Origin of the sequence: Paenibacillus sp. VT-400, from assembly GCF_001029205.1 — a bacterium.
Taxonomy (GTDB): domain Bacteria; phylum Bacillota; class Bacilli; order Paenibacillales; family Paenibacillaceae; genus Paenibacillus; species Paenibacillus amylolyticus.
Genome location: NZ_LELF01000047.1, coordinates 557,356 through 578,034 on the forward strand (window position 1 = coordinate 557,356; position 20,679 = coordinate 578,034).

The window sequence follows — 20,679 nt, forward strand, 5'->3', positions numbered from 1 at the left end:
CGTTTTCAATAGATTACGTTATAATCTGCATTACATAAATGAATAGAGAAGGAGCGATGAATGATGGAATATCGACGTTTGGGCGATAGTGGTTTACGTGTGTCGGCACTGGGGCTTGGCACCAATGCGTTTGGCAAACGCGCGGATGAAGCAGCTTCTACCCGCATTATTCATGCAGCGATGGATCAGGGCATCAACTTTATCGATACCGCCAACATCTACGCAGGCACGGAATCGGAACGCATTATTGGACAGGCTCTCACAGGTCGACGGGAAAACGCGGTGCTTGCTACCAAGGCCGGATTACCCCGGCATGATGGTCCTCATGGGCGGGGTTCCTCCCGCTACCATCTGCAACAAGAGCTGGAACATAGCCTGCGGCGTCTGCAAACGGATTATGTGGATCTGTACCAGATCCATACTTTTGATCCGCATACACCGCTGGATGAGACACTGCGCACATTGGATGATATGGTCACTTCCGGCAAAGTCCGTTATATCGGAGCCTCCAACTACGCAGCTTGGGAGCTGATGAAAGCTCTGGGCATCAGTGAACAGAAAGGTTATGTGCGCTACATCTCCACCCAAACCAGCTACTCCCTGGCAGACCGTACACCCGAGCTTGAACTGGTACCGATGTGTCTCGATCAGGGTGTAGGCATTATCCCGTATTTCCCGCTGGCAGGTGGTATTCTGACCGGTAAATATAACGGACAGACCCGTGTGCCTTCTGGTTCCAGAGCAGACACCGATCCGTCCTTCAACCGTTTCCTGCTGGAGCATAATATCCAACTGAGTGAACAAGTGAGTGCTAAAGCTGCCTCATATGGATGCTCCCCGAGTGTGCTGTCACTCGCATGGCTACTGACACGTCCAGCTGTATGCACAGTGATTGTGGGCGCTACACGCACCGAACAGCTGGAACATAATCTGGCTAGTCTGGACATGTCACTGCCCGATGAGCTGTTGGCCGATCTGGACCAGATTAGTGACTCTTTCCGTCGCCGCGAGCCGTTTGCGTCCTATCGAATCGATTGAGCAACCAAAATAGACCTCCCGACAAGATGAAGTCAGGAGGTCTATTTGTATTTTACAGAGGTGTTATAATTATTAATAATCAGAAAATTTTCCAGTTCCACTACATTCTGTAGTTTAATACATTAAAAAAAGACATATTACGGATCAACTCTCTGTTTTTTGGCGAAGAAACTCCTGCATGATCTCCAAATACTCTCCCTTACGTTCATCCAAAGTTTCGAAAAATGCCTTGTCCGATTCCTCGACCAGATGGATTCCCTCCACAGCCAATCGGGTTCCTTCTTCCGTTGTTGTGATAATATTGGCACGCGTATCTGTCTGATGACGAGCGCGGGTAATTAATCCCCTTTTTTCAAGCGCACGTAGAACCTGAGAAGTCACGTTAACATCCACCTTGGCAAACTGAGCAATTTGAACCTGAGTCACTCCCTTGCCTTCCTCATCGTGTTCATTGAGCCATAAACAGGCGTGCAATAATACAAATTGAGGTTGTGTCAGTTCGAGGGGCTCCAGCACCCTGCGTACTTCCTTTTGCCACATGGCTGTAACCTGCCATAACAGATATCCCGGACTTTCTTGTGCGTTTTTATACCGTGAGCTTGTCATCTCATACCTCCATGATGTGCGACCTTATGCAACAGAATATATACCCGTCAGTCAATGAAGTAAATCCATTATTCATATAACGATGATGGAAACATATCCGTTGCAACTCTGTGTGTTCTTTCTCAAAAAAATAATTAGCGCGCAGGGATAAACTGCTTCACCCATTGTCCGAATCCTTGCGGATTGCGGCTCTGTATAAGAATGGTTCCTTCTCCCCGGAACCGACATACCAGTCCTTCTCCACTTGTTACACTGGATAACCAGCCCTGTGAAGCTTTCTCAATACGGTAATCTACATAATGAGGCCATGCCACCAAATGGGCGTTATCCACGATCATTTCTTCACCTGCTGCCAGATTAATCGCATGGATGGCACCATAGGAAGACAGAAATACAGTTCCACGTCCACTGATCTCAATAATGAAGAAACCTTCTCCCGAAAAGAGACCTTTTTTCAGGTTTTGCATTTTGGTATTCACCTGAATGCCCTCTGTTCCTGCCAGAAATCCGTCTTTCTGCACATAGAGTGAATAGGAACCGTCCAATTCAACAGCTTCTACATCGCCCATGCTTGAAGGTGAGAGCAGAATCTCTGCCGATCCGCCCGCAGCCGTCAGTTCCTGAAAGAAAAACTTCTCCCCGCTCAGCATCCGACCGAACCCGGCAAACATCCCACCTTCTGCTGAACCCTTCAGTTCAACCGTAGGAGTCATAGATACCATCGCACCACTTTCGGCCTTGAACCGCTCTCCCCGCTGCAAATGTACCTTGAGCATCGCAAAAGCACCATCGTATAAAATCTCATAGTTCACGGTTGCACCAGCTCCCTATTGTCAGAGTTAAAATCATTGAGTCCATTATCTTCCAGAACTGCTGATTTGTCTCCGTATTCCTTCACAATATGTTGATCTCCCCAGTTACAGAGCGCATTGAGAATCGGTTCAAGACTTCTCCCGTAATCACTCAATTCGTATTCTACTTTGGGAGGGACCTGATTATATACGATGCGGTTTACGATCCCGTCGTTTTCAAGCTCTCTGAGTTGCTGTGTTAACATTTTTTGTGTAATTGCGGGCATAATACGCTTAAGATCACTGGTTCGTCTTTTTCCATGTGTCAGATGACAGAGAATGACGCATTTCCACTTGCCACCGATCACTTCTAAGGTAGCTTCAACCGAGATGTTATATTTTTTTCTAACCATAACTTGCTTCCTCCCTGATGAATTGGATTACATCCGTCGCATGCTGTATAGGCACCAAAAAGTACGTAGGGTACTAAAAAGTACGTACTATTCAATCTATACCGAATAACTCATAATAGCATTTGCCGGTACGTAAATCTACATTCGGGGGAGTTGAGCAAGGAAATGTTACAAGATTCAAAACGCAGCACGTGGGCACTGCTAGCACTGGCCATTAGTGCATTCGCGATTGGTACCACAGAATTTATCAGCGTTGGGCTACTGCCCCTCATTGCAGATAACCTGGGCATTTCCGTAACTACAGCGGGACTGACCGTTACTTTATATGCATTAGGCGTTACCTTTGGGGCTCCTGTCCTGACCTCACTGACGTCTACCATATCACGCAAAACGCTATTGCTTGCCATCATGATTGTCTTCATTGCGGGTAACACGTTGGCTGCACTATCGACGGGCATCACCATGTTACTCATTGCACGAGTAGTGTCCGCTCTGGCACACGGGGTGTTCATGTCCATTGGCTCCACGATTGCAGCCGATCTGGTGCCTGCCGACCGTAGGGCGAGTGCCATTGCCATCATGTTCTCCGGTCTAACCATTGCCACAGTAACCGGTGTACCTCTCGGTACACTCATTGGTCAACATTGGGGCTGGCGCGCTGCCTTTATCCTGATTGTTGTGGTTGGCATCGTTGCAATGATCGGTAACCTGATACTCGTGCCATCCACGTTGAAGCGAGGAACACGGACGGCATTTCGGGATCAGCTGAAGCTCGTTACAGGTGGACGCTTGCTGCTTGCTTTTGCCATCACGGCTGTTGGGTACGGAGGAACATTTGTTGTGTTTACGTATCTGTCCCCGTTGTTGCATGATATCAGCGGATATTCCGAGAAAACAGTAGCGTTCATTCTGTTGTTGTACGGAATCGCCATTGCTGTTGGCAACATCATCGGCGGCAGAGCAGCCAATCGCAACCCGCTCAAGGCGCTCTTCTACATGTTCATCATTCAGACCATCATTCTCGGCGTGATGTACTTCACCGTCCCGTTTAAGTTGGCAGCACTGCTCACCATTATGGGTATGGGCCTGCTCGCCTTCATGAATGTGCCTGGTCTTCAGATGTACGTTGTAACCTTGGCTGAACGATATGCACCACAGGCCAAGGATGTAGCCTCAGCCTTTAACATCGCCGCATTTAATGCAGGAATCGCTATAGGTGCCTATTTGGGTGGAGTGATCAATGATTCCATCGGTTTGATTCACACGACATGGGTCGGAGCCTTGATGGTTCTCGTAGCTGTAATCCTGACCGCATGGGCTAAAATGCTGGAAAGCAAAGATCAACATGCATCAGTCGAAATGGAGAAAGCTTCGTTCTAATTTCCATTCCGACCATGGGTCTCACTCTTATATATATCAGTTCCAGCCTTCGAGGGGAACCGGTTTCACATGGTATTTTATTATACTATAATACGTTGAACCCAATTTGATCTACTATGATTTAATTTTGTATGATAAAACAACAAAAATTCAGCTTAATATGACTGATTTTTACACACTTTAAGGAGGAAATCTCATGACAACAGCTCAAACCGCACAACATTTACAATCCACAGTAACTCTGCATAACGGTGTTTCTATGCCTTGGTTCGGACTTGGTGTATTTAAGGTAGAAGAAGGATCTGAACTGATTGAAGCTGTGAAAAATGCGATTAAACATGGATACCGAAGCATTGATACTGCTGCAATATACGGCAATGAAGTCGGTGTTGGTCAAGCGATTGCAGAAGCTTTGCAAGAAAACAACCTGAAACGCGAAGAACTGTTTGTTACATCTAAAGTATGGAATGCAGACCTCGGATATGAAGAGACACTTGCGGCTTTTGATACAACCTTGAACAAACTGGGACTGGAATACCTTGACCTGTATCTGATTCACTGGCCTAAGGCAGGCAAATACAAAGCAGCCTGGAAAGCGATCGAAGAACTGTACGCAGCCGGCCGCATTAAAGCTATTGGCGTAAGCAACTTCCAGATTCATCATCTCGAAGACCTGATGCAGGATGCCAAAGTGAAACCGATGATCAATCAGGTGGAATACCACCCTCGCCTGACTCAGGTTGAGCTTAAGGCTTTCTGTGAGAAGCATGGTATCCAGCTTGAAGCTTGGTCTCCTCTAATGCAAGGTCAGCTGTTGGACAACCCAGTGCTCACGGCGATTGCTTCAGCCAAAGGCAAATCGGTTGCACAAGTCATCCTGCGTTGGGATCTGCAAAATGGAGTTATTACGATTCCGAAGTCTACCAAGGAAAACCGGATTATCGAGAACTCCTCCATCTTCGACTTTGAACTTTCAAATGAAGAGATGGATCAGATCAGTGCTCTGAACGAAGATGTACGCGTTGGACCTGATCCGGACAACTTCGATTTCTAATGAATAACCTTTTTGGAGCCTGCTTGGTTTGACATAATATAACGAAAAAACACCGGACCAGTATCCGGTGTTTTTCGTTATATTCTCTTCCCTATAGCCAAGCCTCGCTAAAACTGCACGTTTCAATTCAAAATGTTGTAACCCATTTTTTAACTATTGAACCTGCCACAATGCAGGGACATTGGATGGTTCCCACCCAGACAAGGATGTGTGGGACTGCAAACATTTATACGTCTTACCGCTATAGGTGACCAGCTGTCCTACAGTATAGGCTGTATTCGCCTGCCAGGCGGAAACGCCCGGATTTGTCGTTCCTGCTGTTGTTTTCACGGTCACCGCATTGCTCGCAGCAGAACCATTCCCCGCCGCATCCTTTGCTTTTACCGTAAATGTATACGAGGTATCCGCTGCAAGCCCACTGATCGTTGCTGTTGTTCCCGTCACGGATGTCGCCAGAGCCGCTCCGTTGTACACATCATAACTCGTTACACCCACGTTATCCGTAGATGCCGCCCAGCTCAGCGTTATGCTGGATATTGTTTGCGCGGTTGATGCCAGATTCGTCGGTGCAGTTGGTGCTTGCGTATCACCTCCCGGTTGAGTCGTAGTGCTCACGTTTACAACATTACTGGCTGCAGACAGATTGCCTGCCGCATCTTTTGCTTTGATCGTGAAAGTATAGGAAGTACCCGCGGACAGGCCGCTGATTGTTGCGGTCGTTCCGTTGACGGAGGCAGCAAGATTGGCACCATTGTAGACGTTATACCCAGTAACCCCCACATTATCCGTTGAAGCATTCCAGGCCAGCGTCACCGAATTGGCCGTCACACCTGTCGAGCGGGCATTACCGGGTACACTTGGCGCCGTCGTATCTGCTGGAGGCACTGTACCTCCAGTAGGCAGATCGGCTTTCAGTTTATTTTGGAGTGTTTTGTTCCGGTCACCGCTAAGCTCCCAGAACATCGCTCCGCCGAGTCCTTTGCTTTTGATATAAGCGGTTTTATATCCAATAGACTCCGCATCGTCATAGCTAATAAATCGCTTGTTGGTCGCATTATAGAGATATGGCACCTTGGCAATGTCATTCCAGTAACGCGTGTACCCGTTTTTGTTAATGTAGTTAGTCTCCAGATCATAAAAATCAAAGGAGCCTGCTTCCCATGTTCCAACGGAAGAACCTCCCGCGCAGGTCTGATACTGGCCATTACTCGCCTGTGCGCATCCATCCCAGCCACGTCCATAGAACGGAACACCAAGCACAAGTTTAGCGGCTGGTACGCCTGCATTCAAATGTCCTTGTGCTCCGGTAGCCACATTAAATGTATTGGCATCTGGCACCCCAGCAGCCGAAGCCGCAGGGTCATAGTTCAACGGCGCGTTATGCGCGCTGACTTTTTGCCAGGCCCCGTTAAAATCGTATGTCATAATATTAATCCAGTCGACGATGGCAGCTATATTGGCAAGCTCAGTATTCGCAGCATAGGTCGTCGATGCACCGCTTGCAATCGTAAGCAGATACTTCTTGCCGTCCACAGCTCCGGCAGCATCCAGCTTCTCACGGATTTTGCTCAGAAGCAGTGTGTAATTTTGCTTATCCTCAGGACGTTTGCTATTACCATCAAGTCCGCCTGATACCGGATACTCCCAGTCCAGATCTACTCCGTCAAAATTGTATTTCCGCAGGAAGTCGACGGCAGAGTTTGCAAATACCTCTCGCGTTGCAGCAGTCGCAGCTACATCAGAGAAGCGGTTGGACCATGTCCATCCTCCCACGGAGATGATTGTCTTCAGATTAGGATTGATCTGTTTCAGCTTGTTAAGCTGATTGATATTGCCTGCAATGGGCTGATCCCACGTATCCCCTGCAAATGTCTTTCCGGTATCGATCCATGGATCGCCAAGCACAATCGTTCCATTCGGTACATTGATTGTCTGGCTCTTCTCATTCTGACACGTCCAGGTCACCGGGTTAGGGCCCGAAGGGTCCGGATTTCCATGAACACCATTCCAGCAAATATCGGCAAACGCATAGTTGATATGCGTGACTTTGGTTGGGTCGATGTCCGTTACATTATAGTTTCTCCCATACGCAGCCCAGGACGGGTAGTAACCAACAATTTTATAAGAATCTGCAGCTGCTGCCGTAGCGGGTTGGAGCACAAAGGAAGGAATAATGACGGATAAGAGCAGGGATAGACCCAGGAGAAACTTTGCGGTTTTCTTGAAAGCAGTGTGTTTATTTAAATGTATCATCTAATACACAACCTCCTTTGTCGTTTGCGTGCTAAAACCATTCAGGAATGAACGATGTGCGCTCGAAAACTGGTTATTCGTATATGCATCCCAGTTGATTGACCAGGTCATAATCCCTTTTATCCCCGCATAGCCCGCAGGCTGGAGCAAGGTATAGGAACCGCCGTATGACACACCTTTGATTAGGTAATTCAGTGCCTTTTGCAGCTCGGCTGGCGTTGTATAACCACCTCCAGCAGCCTGCTGGGAAGCCGGTACACCGATGGCAATCTGATCCGGTCGTAAGGGACTAAAGAATGGGCCTGTGCTGCCGCCTACATGAAAGCCTTGAAGCAACATCTCCGCCATGGCCACATGGAAATCAGCTGTTCCTTGGGCGTAAGAGCGCCCATCCAGCCCCACCATGGAGCCCGTGTTATAGTGCTGCACATGAAGCAGGGTCAGGTCATTACGCAAGGCATGGATGACTGGCAAGTATGCTCCCCAAGGACCGCCGTAGCTCAGATATCCACCCTGTACATAGGCCGTCTCCGGCGCAGCCGTCAGGATGAAATTGGCGCCGAAGTGTGACTTAACCGCTTTCACGCCTTGGATGAGGTTAACAATTTTCGGTGTAGTTGGACTACGGAAATCGGTATCCCCTGCATTCAGAGACAGGGAGCTTCCTTCCAGATCGATATCTAGACCATTGAAACCATACGTGGAAATGATTGATTTTAACGAATCTTCGAACTGCTGTCTCTTGGTCGCATCGGTGAGCTCAATGGTACCGTTGGCTCCACCCATGGAAAGCAGTACTTTTTTCCCTTGGCTTTGAAGGTAGGCAATATCGGATTTGAATTCGGCTACCGTTGCATTGTATGGAGTAAAAGCAAGCGTTCCGCTGCCATGTGAAATCGGTTCGGCAAAGGAGACATTAATGACGTCATAGGCTGTTGATACGTTACGAAGTCTGATATTGGTTGAACCATTGTCGAAGTTATGCCAGTAGCCGATCAGCCATTTGCCGCCGGTTGGCCCAGGATTGGAAGATCCATTGGAAGTTGTCACACTGAGGGAGGTGCTCGCAGCGGATATATTGCCTGCGGCATCTTTGGCTTTTACCGTAAAAGCATAAGTCGTGCTAGCTGTCAGTCCAGTGACTACAGCTGTTGTAGTTGAAGTACTTGTCACAAGAACGCCGTTCCGGTACACCTCATACCCCGCCACGCCCACATTATCCGTGGATGCATTCCAGGAAAGACTCACGGAGGTGTTCGTGATGGAGGATGAAGTCAGACCCGCAGGAACAGAAGGTGGTGCCGTATCTGGCGTTGGCGTTTCCCCTCCCGAACCTTCCCCGACGTATTTCCACAACGCGGGCACAACAGAGGGCTCCCATCCGGTCAACGCCGTGTGGGCCTGAATACACTCATAATCTTTATTTTGATATGTTACGAGGTCTCCTTTCTTGTATGCGGTGCCTGCCTGCCACTGGGCGGCGGCATCGGCTCTCGGTGCAAACCACGAAATAAGTAGAAGAAATGTCAAAGCAAATGTAATGACCGGGCGGAATCGAACAGCTTGATTCAAGCAAAATCCCTCCTGTACTAAGGATACGTTCACCTTGCAAACAAAACTTCAATTGTCCACCTGCATCTGATCTGTGATCGATTAGAGCCAACCTCATTCAGCCATCTGATGTTGCGTGTCACTTCACTCCCTTCCCTTACCAAAGTGGACCTTCCCTCTCGTGTTCTTTTTTTGCAGACACCATCCAAATTTTACAGGGAATTTACAGATCCTCACCCTGTATTTAATCAGTAAACTGCAAAAGAGATAAGGGATAAAATAGTTCTATTGGGGGCGAAAAATGTAATATAGCGCACAAAAAAGGTTTTCGTTCAAGTCCTTAGGAGACTTGAACGAAAACCTATGTTAGATATTGCGCAGAGAAGAGGGCATATCTTACTGCCGCTGCTCCCCTCTCACTTCCAAAGGCTGCCATCCATCCACGCCGGACAGAATCAGAGGTACAGTGTACTCGGCCGCTTCCTGTTCGGTCAGTATTTTGGCCCAAGGCACACGATCAGCAGCACATCCGGCACCAGGCCCGGCGCTGTTATATTCCGCATACTGAACGGTCTGCTCTGCATCTGTCTTGTTCCAGTTGTGCCATCCCTCCCGCTTCACATGAGCGCCGATCCAGCAGTTCAGAAAACAGACTTTGGCATGATGACGCCACGGTCTGCCCAGATACACCGACTGCGGCGGAGCATTGCTGGTCAGATCACAGTCCAGAAACACATAGCCGTAACGCACATCCTCCGGCGTAGAGGCTGCGGTAATCCAACCGTTCACTTGTCCATCCGCAGCCTCCGCTTCAGTCAGGCGATTCTTCGTAAAGATCTCGCAGCCCTTAAACACCACCGTAGCCGAACCAAAAATAAAATCGATATCACCTTCGATGTAACAGTCCTCGAAATACTGCCGCAGTTTGCGCCGCTCGGCACCGTCGCGTGGCCCACCAAAATAACTGCGATCCATGGGCTGCTCAGGCAGCGGGCCGGTGAAGATCGTATCCTGGTGACCGATCAAACGACAGCGGCGAAAGACCGCCCGGTCTCCATCCACATAAACGGCCAGGGCCTGACCAACCTGCTTGCCCGGCCCGGCAGCATTTACGAAGGAAATCCCCTCTGCCGTGAAATCATCGGCACCAATGAAAGCCGTATAGGAATGAAACGTATGATATGGCGAACCATCCGGGAACTTCTTGAGTGCATGATCATCATACGTAATGATCGTCTGCTCCGCCCCCTCACCAATCAGGTGGATGCCCGGCTTCTCCATATGCAGCTTCTCATGATAGACACCAGCCTTCACTCGAATTGGAACGATTCCGATGCCATTCTCCGGCAGCGCATCAACTGCGGCCTGAATCGTCACATAATCCCCTGTCCCATCTGAAGCAACAGTCAGACAGGGAGCTGATGATTCCAATGCTGTATTTGGCAATCTCTGCTGCGTCATGGCAGTCGCTCCATTTCCAGTGCTGCCAGCAGAAGCGGAGCCACACCCATAAAGGAATCGCTTACAACCGCTTCGGTTACATAGTAGTTGTACGAGCCATCCCGATCCAGGCTTAGTCCTGCGCCATGACAGATCCCGTTTAACCGAACGCCGTCAGCCGTCTCCTCCACCAATCTGGAGGACAGTCCTTGCCATCCCTTCTCCGCCGCAGCTCTGAAATGTGGCTCCAGATACCTTAAGCGCACACCCTTCGCAAGTGCATATACAAACATGCTTGATCCGGATGCTTCCAGATAGTTGCCTTTGCGGAAGCCCTGATCCAGCACCTGGAACCATAACCCGCTCTCCTGCTCCTGTACGCGTACCAGAGCATGACACATCCGTTCGAAGATGCCGATGATGGTTCCGCGCTTTGGATGATTCACGGGGAAATGCTCCACGCTGTCTACAATCGCCATGGCATACCAGCCCATCGCCCGGCTCCAGAAGTGTGGCGAGCACCCTGTCGATGAATCTGCCCAGACCTGCTCCTTCGATTCATCCCAGCCATGATAGAGCAGCCCGGTCCGCGGATCACGGGTCTGGCGTTCGATCAGCAGAATCTGATGTGCCACTTCGTCCCACAGCTCAGGTCGATCAAACGTCTTGGCATACTCTGCAAGGAAAGGCGACGACATATACAATCCATCCAGCCACATCTGGAATGGATAGATTTTTTTGTGCCAGAAACCGCCCTCCGACGTGCGGGGTTGCCCTGCGAGCTGTGCTGCCAGGAGATGCGCCGCTTCTGCGTAACGCTGATCTTCAGCACCATCCAGTAATGCAAACAGGTTTTTCCCCTGATTAATCTGATCCAGATTATATTCTTCCAAAGTATAGGTGCCAATAGAGCCATCCGGCTGGATATACAGGTCCATATGTTTTTTCATAAAATCAACATACTCTTGTTTGCCATAATACTGCCCGGTTCGTGCCATCGCCATCAAGGTCATGCCTTCCACGTATGCCCATCGTCCCGAAGGGAACGCATGATAACCGTCCCCGTCACATTGCTGGATGATCGTTGCTGCAATTCGCTCAGACCAGGATAACTGTGTCTGTACCTGCATAAGCAATTCCTCCTTGAATGTTGTACTCACCTAATACATACATGTATGACTAACGGATAACCGCTTCACTCTTCAAAGGTTGCTGTCCTTATTGCCGGCACATTGCCGTTGAATTGCGAAGGTTCAGCTTAGGCTGAATGACTACCGGAACATCGACCTGTTCATCACGGATTAACGATACAATCAGCTCTGCTGCCTGCACGGCCAGTTCATCCAGAGGCGGGCCAATTGTCGTCAAGGCCACTTCCGCATATTGCATATCCGGCAGATCATCATACCCGATTAACGAGATATCGCGTGGAACACTGTAACCTGCCTCAAGTAAAGCCCGGAGTGCCCCTCGGGTGACCAAGTTGTTCAGTCCAATAAATGCTGTCGGCGAATCCGCCCCAAACGCATGATTACGTATGGCAAAATACCCGTCTTCCCAGGAGGAATACGCTGGCAGCACATGGTCTTCGTTAAAATCCAGACCCGTACGCTGTAACGCTTCCCGGTATCCCTCCAGCTTGACGTGCTGGGAGTTGCCGATGAATCCGATTCGGCTGTGGCCCAGCGATTTCAGATGCTCCACTGCTTTGAACAGCCCTTCTTTGCGATCAATCTTGATGTAAGGAGAGTTCGGCGCTTCATCTGTACCCAGCACAAAACATGGCATGTTGAGTGTTGCAAACTTTTTCCAGAACATCTCCCGATTGTCCAGTGCATAGTCCCACAGAATACATCCGTCCACGCGCAGCTGGCTGAAGACATCCACGCCATCATCCGCCACAACCAGGATCATCTGATATCCCCGCTTCTTCAGCTCGGTGTGCAGACGGCCGGAGATGTTCGAGAATAACGGATTGCTCAGCTCATCCAACACAAAACCGATGATGTTGCTCCTGCCGGTCGAGAGCTGCCGAGCCAGCATGTTTTTCCGATATTGATGTTTCTCCGCGACCGCAAGCACCTTCTGCTTTGTTGCCGGTTTGATTCGGGGATCATCATTCAGCGCCTTTGATACCGTGCTATAACTCACCCCCGCCAATTTGGCAATGTCTTTAATGGTTATCAAAATCAATCAACACCTCTCATACGCCTAAAACCCTAATTTCCTATTTCTGTGCAGATTTATAACGATCATATTGTGCCTGTCTGCCCGCAATAACCTGCTCTATATTCATCTTCTTCAACGTCTCAATATAACTGTCAAACTGGTCCAGACTGGCGTCCCCGCTAATAAACTTAAAGTTCATCTCTTCCACATATGTGGTGATGTCAGGCATCGCCATGCTTTCCACACTCGCTTCATCCGGCAGGGCATAGACAAACGGGAACGGTTCGCGCACATACGGCTCCAGTTCCTTATCCATCTTCGCATGCCAAGGGGCTACGACGGAATCAGCAGAATCGGTGGATTGGATGTTCGGCAGATTCACCGGACCAATGCCAAGCTTCTGGATGTATTCATTGTCCTTGCCTTTGTCCGTAAATGTCTTCACGCCATTCTCTTCCGTATACGTGTCATCCTTGATGCCCCACGTATAATACGTCTGTGCTTCCTCACTTACGGCATAGTCCAGGAAACGGAAAGCAAGTTCCGGATTTTTACTATCACGTGTAATGCCAAAGATGCCACTCACTGGTGTACGTCCTACATAGAACTGATCCCCATGCGGTCCTTTCAGTGGTAAAATGCCTTTGATGATCGGCTCTTCCGGATTGTAATCCTTGAATAACGGACTGTAGACCATCGACATATACCAGCTAAAATTAAACGTTGCTCCCGTCACATCCTGAGAGATGCGCGACGTGACCTGATCACTCGTAGTACTCGCATAATCCACCCCAAGCAGACCTTCCTTGTACAGTCCGTTCAGATAGGTCAAGTACTCCTTGTAGGCAGGCTCATAATAGCTGAAATGTACTTTGCCCTGATCGTCTGCATAGAACTGGTTGGACAGATCAAGTCCAAATGCCGGGCCAAAGGCCATTGACACAAATTTTGCTTCCATGGACAGCGGAATCTCATCGGCTTTTCCGTTGCCGTTCGGGTCATCTGTCTTGAATTTGCGCAGCATCGCCGTGAATTCATCCAGCGTGGTCGGCTCGCTTAATCCCAGTTTATCAAGCCAGCGCACATTGACCATAAATACCGGCATGTAGTTGCGGGTTAACGTCTGCTGTGGGATATAATACATTTTACCATCTGGCGTTGTTAAACTGGCTTTAACCGAAGGTGACTTTTCATATATTTTTTTGAGATTCACGCCGTATTTCTCTACCAGTTCATTAATCGGAATGAATAGACCGCTGTTAATGTACTTCATCAGCTGATCCTGATCCGGCAGGTACACGATATCGGGCAAGCCGGTACCAGCAGCCAGCCTCGGATTGACGGCATCCGCATAGTTCTGCGGCGGAATCAGATCCCAATCCACCGTCACACCAGCGTTGCTCTCAATTTTCTTCACGATGGCTGCGGTGGACAAGTCCACATTGGTCGTCCAAGCGTTGGTGCCGAGAATAGACAGTTTGGCATCCGGTTGATCCGTCACCGGCCCTGCTCCGGTATAATTGAAGGCTGGCTCCGAACTGGACGGGGTGCTCCCCGCATCGGTTCCCGCCCCTGTTCCGCCGCTACATCCCGCCAGGCTGATTGCCAGTATCGCTGCGATTACACTTTTTCTTCCTGCCCCTTTAAATCTCATCCATCATTCCTCCTTGGTATGAACCATTTTGAACTCCTTTGAATGACATGACACTTAAGTAAGTAAAGCTATCCTTTCACGGCTCCGAGGGTGATCCCCTTAACGAAGTACCGTTGGATAAACGGGTAGATCGTAACAATAGGCAGAATGCTGACCACAATGGATACATAACGAACCTGAAGGGAGGAGACCGCCAGCGCACCGGATGTCATCGTACCGCCCATCTTCTGCATCACTTCCGGCGAAGCCATGATCAGCACTCTTCGCAGGAACATCTGTAAGGGCTGCATATCCTGTTTGCCCAGATATAATAGGGCCGTGAAAAAGTTGTTCCAGTGGAATACCGCGTAGTACAGCGTGAGCACAGCCAGTGTTGGCTTGATGATCGGAACCGCCAGACGATACAGCATCGTCATCTCGTTAGCCCCGTCTATACTGGCACTTTCGAAAATTTCATTCGGAATGCCTTCGAAAGCTGAGCGGCAGATCATGACGTTAAACGTAATCACCAGCACAGGCAGCACCATAACCCAGCGGGTGTTGTACAGCCCAAGCGAGGTAATCAGCATGTAGACCGGAATGAGTCCACCCGAGAAATACATGGTGAAGGCGATGAAGAAATTCAGCTTGCGACGTAAGAAAAACTGCTGTCTGGACAATGGAAACGCCGCAAGACATGTTGCCACGATGTTCAGCAGTGTGCCTACCACGGTGTACCAGAGGGTGTTGTAGAACGAAACCCATAACTCCTTGTATTGCAGTACCATTTGGTAACCTGACAGGGTAAATCCAACGGGCCACAATACAACTTTTTGTTTGTCGATGGCATCCACCGAGCTGAATGAAATACTAATGACGTACAGAAAGGGATACAACGTGACAACAACCGCCAGTATGGTCAGCAGGTAGACACATCCGTAGAACAAACGGTCACTTCTCGATTTTTGCATACAGGTCTCCTTTGGTCCGGGGTATAGTCTTACCAGAGTGACATCTTGGTCAGGCGGCGGGTCATGGAATTGGCAGCAAAAACAAGGATAAAGGTGATGATGGAGTTGAACAGGCCGACCGCTGTGGCGAAGCCGTAATTCTGGCCCTCAATCCCCATCCGGTATACATAGGTGGACAGGACATCTGCCGTTTCGTAGGTGGCTCCGTTGTAGAGCAGATATACTTTCTCGAAACCTACACTCATAATGCCCCCAAGCGACAGGAGCAAAAGAATGACAATGGTTGGTTTGATACTGGGAAGGGTCAGGTGCCATAACTCCTGGAATTTGTTGACGCCGTCAATTTTGCCGGAATCATACATCTCTGGGTCGATCCCCATAATGGCTGCAATGTAGATGATGGAGCTGAAGCCAAAACTTTGCCAGATGTCGGAACTTGTGAAGATGGTACGGAACCAGCTCGCATCCATCATGAAGTTCACTTTTTCCATGCCAAGACTCGCAATGAGGGTGTTCACGATACCGTCTGTTGGTGACAGGAAGTTAATAATCATACCGGCTACAACAACAGTGGAGATGAAGTGAGGAAGGTACGTAACCGTCTGGGCAAATCGCTTGAATGTCCGGTTCTTGATCTCCACGATACAGACAGCGAATAAAATCGGAATGGAGAAGCCAAACAGGAGTGGCAGGAAGGCGAGCAGAAATGTGTTACGCAGCAGTCGCCAGAAGTAAATGGAATTCACAAACTGTTCGAACCAGCGCAGTCCCACCCACTCCCCGCTGAGCATGCCCTGCCCCGGCAAAAAATTACGAAATGCCAACAGCACGCCAGGCATCGGAAGGTACATGAAGATGAGGTAATACAGAAAGATAGGCGAAAACATCAGTAGCAAATACTTATCCCGTCTGATCAGGCTGAACAGCGTGGACATGCGTTTTTTCAACGTGAAACACTCCCCTTCGCTACATAATTACAACGTTTGAATTTTTGAATAAAAAGGAACCGTCATTTCACTGACGTATTTGTTATTTATCTCATTCACATTTTGTAATAACCTATACTAATCTGCATAAAAACGAGATATTTGCTTGGAATAGTCCTCCTTACACCGTATTTCCGTCTTTTCAATACTTGCCATAACCATAATTACAACGTTGTAATTTTAATCTAAATGTATACGCTTACATAAACTTTTTTCCCATCTTAGCAAACTCTTCAATGTTTGGCAACAACAAAAATGAGTGGCATGCTGTAACGTACTAAAATACAGTCTCGCATATGCGAGACTGCCCGTTAAAATCTACACATGATTCCGATATTCCATCGGTGTCATCACATACACTCTCTGAAAGGCTCTGTAAAACTGACTGACGCTGGAAAATCCCAGTTCATAACTGATTGTGGTTACTGAATCCGTTGTATGGCGGAGCCTCTTGGACGCTTCTTCTACGCGCAAATTCAGCAGATATTGATACGGTGTTGTTCCCGTAAGAGCCTTGAAAGAACGCATAAAATGATACCGGCTCTGATGTGCGACCATCGCCATCGAATCAATATCCATTGGGCCTGTATAGGCACTGTGAATGTAATCCAGCACTCGTTGGAGATGAGGGTCAATGAATGTACCGGGATTTACAGTTCTTTTTCCATTTTCCCGCCCCGTCAACATACGTCTTAGATACATCTCAACCGCCATTTCTGTTTCCTGCACTTGCAGCATTTCGGGCACATCATCTAACAAAATGGAATTCCAGCCTCGAAACAGACTGCTGATCTCAGCAGGATCAAATGTCTGGGTAGGTCGAAACTCAGCTCGCCCCCTACTTAACTCCGCACCTTCGAAACTGCCTAATGGCGGTTTACGGAACTTGATCACAATGACAGCCGAATCCGACCCTATCTCAAAATAATGCTCAGTCTGGGGATGAGCAATAATCCCTATCCCTGCTTTTAGCGGGTATGCATGCCGTTCCTGTACCAGATGACATTGGCCTCTGACCGGCAACGTTAGCTGATACCAGTCGTTATGTACATGCGGCTCATTCGCAAACCCTCCGGTAGCTTTCCATAATTCCAACCCATTTAGCGTCATGTTTAATTCCATCATTTGCTCACCTGCTGACATTATAGCAAATCGTGCTCACTTTCCAAGCACTTTTCACAAAGACATGATCTGCTCCCATCTTTTATCATAGAAAAAAATAATTCGAGGTGATCTCCCATGGCTCAGGCCACTTTAAGCAAAATGCAAATCAACTCCTCCGCCAATTGGGCACTCGCCGGAGTCAGCTTCGCCCATCTGCTGAATGATGCGATGCAGACAGTGGTTCCGTCTGCATTCCCGCTATTCCAGCAGACCATGCAGCTCAGTTTCGCCCAGATGGGCTGGATTGCCTTCACCCTGAATATTACCGCATCCGTCCTTCAGCCACTGGTCGGTTATATGTCGGATCGCAAGCCCATGCCGATCCTGCTTCCCGGAGGTATGTTATTCTCCCTGATCGGTGTTCTCGGTTTAGCCTTGTCTTCCGAGTTATGGATGCTGCTTGTTTCGGCAGCATTGATTGGCATAGGCTCATCCATCCTGCACCCCGAATCCTCACGCGTGGCTCATATGGCAGCCGGCCGTGGACGAGGAATGGCGCAGTCAATCTTCCAGGTGGGAGGCAACACAGGACAGGCTATTGCTCCATTACTGGTCGCCTTCATCCTGCTGCCACATGGGCAGCGTAGTTTTCTATGGCTGATGGGCTTTGCCCTGATCGGCATCTTCATTCAGTCTTTGGTCAGTCGTTGGTACAGAGACAAGCTTGCCGAGACTCGCATTCCTCAGCAACGCCCTCTAAAATCAAGCGGCTCAGAGCCAGCAGCTCGGCCTGTGAGCAGGGGATTCATCGCTTTTACAATGGGAATTCTCATCCTGCTGCTGTTCTCCAAATTCGTATATATTGCAGGCATGACCGGGTACTACGCCTTCTATTACGCCGATGCATATGACTTGCCGCTCTCCCAGGCACAGATCTGTCTGTTTATTTTGCAATTTGCAGGTATGATCGGAACCTTGCTCGGCGGCCCACTCGCTGACCGCTACGGACGCAAACCGATGATCTGGTTCTCCATTGCAGGCACTGCACCGTTTTCCCTGTTGCTACCTTATGCAGGACCCGTCTTGTCCATGGTATTATGCGGAATGATTGGACTCATCCTGATGTCCGGCTTCAGCGTCATCATTGTTTATGCACAGGAATTGCTTCCTCGTCATATTGGAACGGTATCCGGATTGTTTTTTGGCCTGTCGTTCGGAATGGCTGGACTTGGCTCGGTTGTGTTAGGTTCCTTAATTGACGTGACTAGCATTTCGTTTGTTATCAAGTTATGTTCGTTTTTGCCACTGCTTGGTGTGTGTGCTGTATTTCTGCGCAAGGACCAACCAAGAACAGCATGATAACCGTTGAAACCTCACTGATTTTGTGACTACAATACACCTAAGACACTCGAGGATATCAGAAGGAAGGAATAACGCATGATTATTGATGTACAGCATGTCACTTGGAAAAGGGGACCCCTTACCCTGCTGAACGATGTAAGCTGGCAAGTTAATGACGGTGAACACTGGGCGTTGCTCGGCCTGAATGGCTCCGGCAAAACAACACTTCTGAACATGATCACCGGATATCTCTGGCCGACCGAAGGCAAGATATCCGTGTTAGGCCATGAATATGGGGATGTGGATCTGAGACAGCTTCGCAAATCCATTGGCTGGGTCAGTTCATCTCTGCAAGAGAAATTGCATGGCACAGACCGCACACAGTATGTTGTGATCAGCGGCAAACACGCCACCATTGGCCTGTATGACAAGTTGTCAGATGATGATCTGGATCAGGCACAGGAATTGATGCAAACGCTGGGCTGTCAGCACCTGTGGGATCGCGAATATCGTACCTGCTCTCAAGGCGAGAAACAGAAACTTCTCATTGCCCGAGCACTGATGGCCAATCCACGTGTACTCATTCTGGACGAGCCTTGCAATGGACTGGATCTGTTCTCAAGAGAGCGATTGCTGGATAGCATCCGTGAATTATCACAGCGTCCAGATACCCCTTCACTCGTCTATGTCACCCATCATACCGAAGAAATATTGCCTGTCTTTAGTCACAGCCTCCTGCTTCGCCGAGGTGAAATAGTCCATAGCGGATTAACTGGCGAGCTGATGAACACAGAAGTGCTTAGCGACTTCTTCGAGGCACCTGTGGAAGTTGATCGACATGGAGAACGTGTCTATGTCAGAGCTGCGGCGGATTCATAATCACGTGGTTATACACAGCAAACGCAGCATAGGTGCAGAAACATAACAGTAAAAGCCCAATATCTTATCCACATGTGGATAGATTTCGGGCTTTTCACTGCTATATCTAGTGTTATCCACCGTTTTCTGTGTAGAACTTTCTAATTTATGAGTATAACTTAGTTATGTCCTTCTATTTATCTATACTCTTTATCACTATCTACTTCCGGGCACTTAAAAACAGAAACAATGGAATACGTTGCCTGCGCAGATAGGTTTCCTCGTTTACAAAATAAGCACGTTGTGGTGCTGACTCACGTAAATGTTCTACATGGAACCCTGCCCGCTGCAATGCCATAAAGTACGATTCAATGGAACGATGCATCTTTTTCACAGAACCGCCCAGCCACTGCTGCTCACGATATCCTTCTACAAAATACTGATCAACCACCCAATCCGTTCGCGTCCCGGAAGGTTGCAGTGTGGACGTGATCACAGGATGTTCTACCGAAAATATGAATGTGCCATTTTCATTTAACGTGTTGTATATCTTGTGGAATAGGCTCTCCACATCCTCGATGTAGTGAACAGCCAGTCGGGATATAACCAGATCGTATGTACCTGCCGGATAGGTCCAGTCTTCCATGAATGCTTGCTCAATCCGGGCATTCATTCCTTTTACTGATTCGTTAGCTGCCTGAATCATATTCACCGAACCCTCAATCCCCGTATACGTTGCACCTTCGCGCTCCCCACTCAGCAATTCTACGGCGAACCTTGCATCTCCACAACCAAGGTCCAGTATGTTCTTGCCGGCAACATCACCAATCAACTCCAGCATCACCGGCTTCTCCAATGTATCATTGGCGTTCTCCTGCCACTTGCGACGTTCCATGTACTTCTCAAAGTTCGCCTCATCATCGTAAAAATCCGATCCTCTGTCCTTCATTCCGTGACCCTCCATTTCGGATAAGCATGATCCTATTTACAGCCTGTAAGAGTATACAGAATATGGATGTGCCTGGCTATAACAAAAAAAGGCTGTTGTCTGGAGTTATCCAGCAAACAGCCTTTCTGCCTTGCACTTCTAC

At 48.7% G+C, this 20,679-nt stretch carries 18 protein-coding genes; 5 read left to right on the top strand and 13 right to left on the bottom strand.

From position 1 onward, the window contains the following. The first annotated feature begins 63 nt into the window (after positions 1 to 63). Positions 64 to 1,038 (top strand): aldo/keto reductase, encoded by a 975-nt coding sequence (locus EL84_RS04845; RefSeq protein ID WP_047841087.1) that lies wholly within the window; start codon positions 64 to 66, stop codon positions 1,036 to 1,038. Positions 1,039 to 1,182: 144 nt separating this feature from the next. On the opposite strand, the gene EL84_RS04850 is transcribed toward EL84_RS04845, so the two are convergent. From EL84_RS04850 to EL84_RS04860, 3 genes are all read right to left on the bottom strand, one after another. Next, positions 1,183 to 1,644: a MarR family winged helix-turn-helix transcriptional regulator gene (locus EL84_RS04850; RefSeq protein WP_036612197.1), complete on the bottom strand. Its 462-nt coding sequence runs from the start codon at positions 1,642 to 1,644 to the stop codon at positions 1,183 to 1,185. 134 nt (positions 1,645 to 1,778) lie between these two features. Further along, a complete protein-coding gene (locus tag EL84_RS04855; RefSeq protein ID WP_017691614.1) occupies positions 1,779 to 2,456 on the bottom strand; it encodes a TIGR00266 family protein in 678 nt (225 codons plus the stop codon). Beyond that, positions 2,453 to 2,848: a winged helix-turn-helix transcriptional regulator gene (locus tag EL84_RS04860; protein ID WP_017691613.1), complete on the bottom strand. Its 396-nt coding sequence runs from the start codon at positions 2,846 to 2,848 to the stop codon at positions 2,453 to 2,455. The genes EL84_RS04855 and EL84_RS04860 overlap by 4 nt, the downstream gene beginning before the upstream one ends. Before the next feature lie 165 nt (positions 2,849 to 3,013). On the opposite strand from EL84_RS04860, the gene EL84_RS04865 reads away from it, so the two are divergent. Both EL84_RS04865 and EL84_RS04870 read left to right on the top strand, forming a co-directional pair. Continuing rightward, positions 3,014 to 4,228, top strand: coding sequence for an MFS transporter (locus tag EL84_RS04865; RefSeq protein ID WP_047840899.1), 1,215 nt, complete (start codon positions 3,014 to 3,016; stop codon positions 4,226 to 4,228). Positions 4,229 to 4,424: 196 nt separating this feature from the next. Continuing rightward, a complete protein-coding gene (locus tag EL84_RS04870) occupies positions 4,425 to 5,282 on the top strand; it encodes an aldo/keto reductase (RefSeq protein ID WP_047840900.1) in 858 nt (285 codons plus the stop codon). Between the two features lie 153 nt (positions 5,283 to 5,435). Here the strand turns inward: EL84_RS04870 and EL84_RS04875 are convergent, their stop codons facing one another. From EL84_RS04875 to EL84_RS04915, 9 genes are all read right to left on the bottom strand, one after another. Beyond that, positions 5,436 to 7,535, bottom strand: a complete 2,100-nt coding sequence (locus EL84_RS04875; protein WP_047840901.1) for a glycosyl hydrolase family 18 protein — start codon at positions 7,533 to 7,535, stop codon at positions 5,436 to 5,438. Then, complete coding sequence (locus EL84_RS04880; RefSeq protein ID WP_047840902.1) at positions 7,536 to 9,107, bottom strand: chitinase; 1,572 nt, start codon at positions 9,105 to 9,107, stop codon at positions 7,536 to 7,538. 375 nt (positions 9,108 to 9,482) lie between these two features. Next, positions 9,483 to 10,547, bottom strand: coding sequence for a pectinesterase family protein (locus EL84_RS04885; RefSeq protein ID WP_152682962.1), 1,065 nt, complete (start codon positions 10,545 to 10,547; stop codon positions 9,483 to 9,485). Next, on the bottom strand, positions 10,544 to 11,656 hold the full coding sequence (locus tag EL84_RS04890) for a glycoside hydrolase family 105 protein (RefSeq protein ID WP_047840903.1): 1,113 nt from the start codon (positions 11,654 to 11,656) through the stop codon (positions 10,544 to 10,546). Before EL84_RS04890 ends, EL84_RS04885 begins: the two co-directional genes overlap by 4 nt. Before the next feature lie 88 nt (positions 11,657 to 11,744). Next, a complete protein-coding gene (locus EL84_RS04895; RefSeq protein WP_047841089.1) occupies positions 11,745 to 12,713 on the bottom strand; it encodes a LacI family DNA-binding transcriptional regulator in 969 nt (322 codons plus the stop codon). Between the two features lie 40 nt (positions 12,714 to 12,753). Next, the gene (locus EL84_RS04900) at positions 12,754 to 14,349 is read right to left on the bottom strand and encodes an extracellular solute-binding protein (protein WP_036612220.1); all 1,596 of its coding nucleotides are present in this window, start codon (positions 14,347 to 14,349) and stop codon (positions 12,754 to 12,756) included. Positions 14,350 to 14,417: 68 nt separating this feature from the next. After that, positions 14,418 to 15,299, bottom strand: a complete 882-nt coding sequence (locus EL84_RS04905) for a carbohydrate ABC transporter permease (RefSeq protein WP_036612222.1) — start codon at positions 15,297 to 15,299, stop codon at positions 14,418 to 14,420. A 29-nt stretch (positions 15,300 to 15,328) separates the two neighbouring features. Next, the gene (locus tag EL84_RS04910) at positions 15,329 to 16,234 is read right to left on the bottom strand and encodes an ABC transporter permease (protein WP_047841090.1); all 906 of its coding nucleotides are present in this window, start codon (positions 16,232 to 16,234) and stop codon (positions 15,329 to 15,331) included. 369 nt (positions 16,235 to 16,603) lie between these two features. Further along, on the bottom strand, positions 16,604 to 17,410 hold the full coding sequence (locus tag EL84_RS04915) for an AraC family transcriptional regulator (RefSeq protein ID WP_053061386.1): 807 nt from the start codon (positions 17,408 to 17,410) through the stop codon (positions 16,604 to 16,606). Positions 17,411 to 17,524: 114 nt separating this feature from the next. Between EL84_RS04915 and EL84_RS04920 the strand changes: the two genes are divergently transcribed. Continuing rightward, complete coding sequence (locus tag EL84_RS04920) at positions 17,525 to 18,748, top strand: MFS transporter (protein ID WP_047840904.1); 1,224 nt, start codon at positions 17,525 to 17,527, stop codon at positions 18,746 to 18,748. Positions 18,749 to 18,826: 78 nt separating this feature from the next. Then, complete coding sequence (locus tag EL84_RS04925; protein ID WP_047840905.1) at positions 18,827 to 19,609, top strand: ABC transporter ATP-binding protein; 783 nt, start codon at positions 18,827 to 18,829, stop codon at positions 19,607 to 19,609. A gap of 199 nt (positions 19,610 to 19,808) precedes the next feature. On the opposite strand, the gene EL84_RS04930 is transcribed toward EL84_RS04925, so the two are convergent. Next, entirely contained in the window at positions 19,809 to 20,537 is a 729-nt protein-coding gene (locus EL84_RS04930; RefSeq protein WP_047840906.1) for a class I SAM-dependent DNA methyltransferase, read from the bottom strand. Between the last annotated feature and the right edge of the window lie 142 nt (positions 20,538 to 20,679).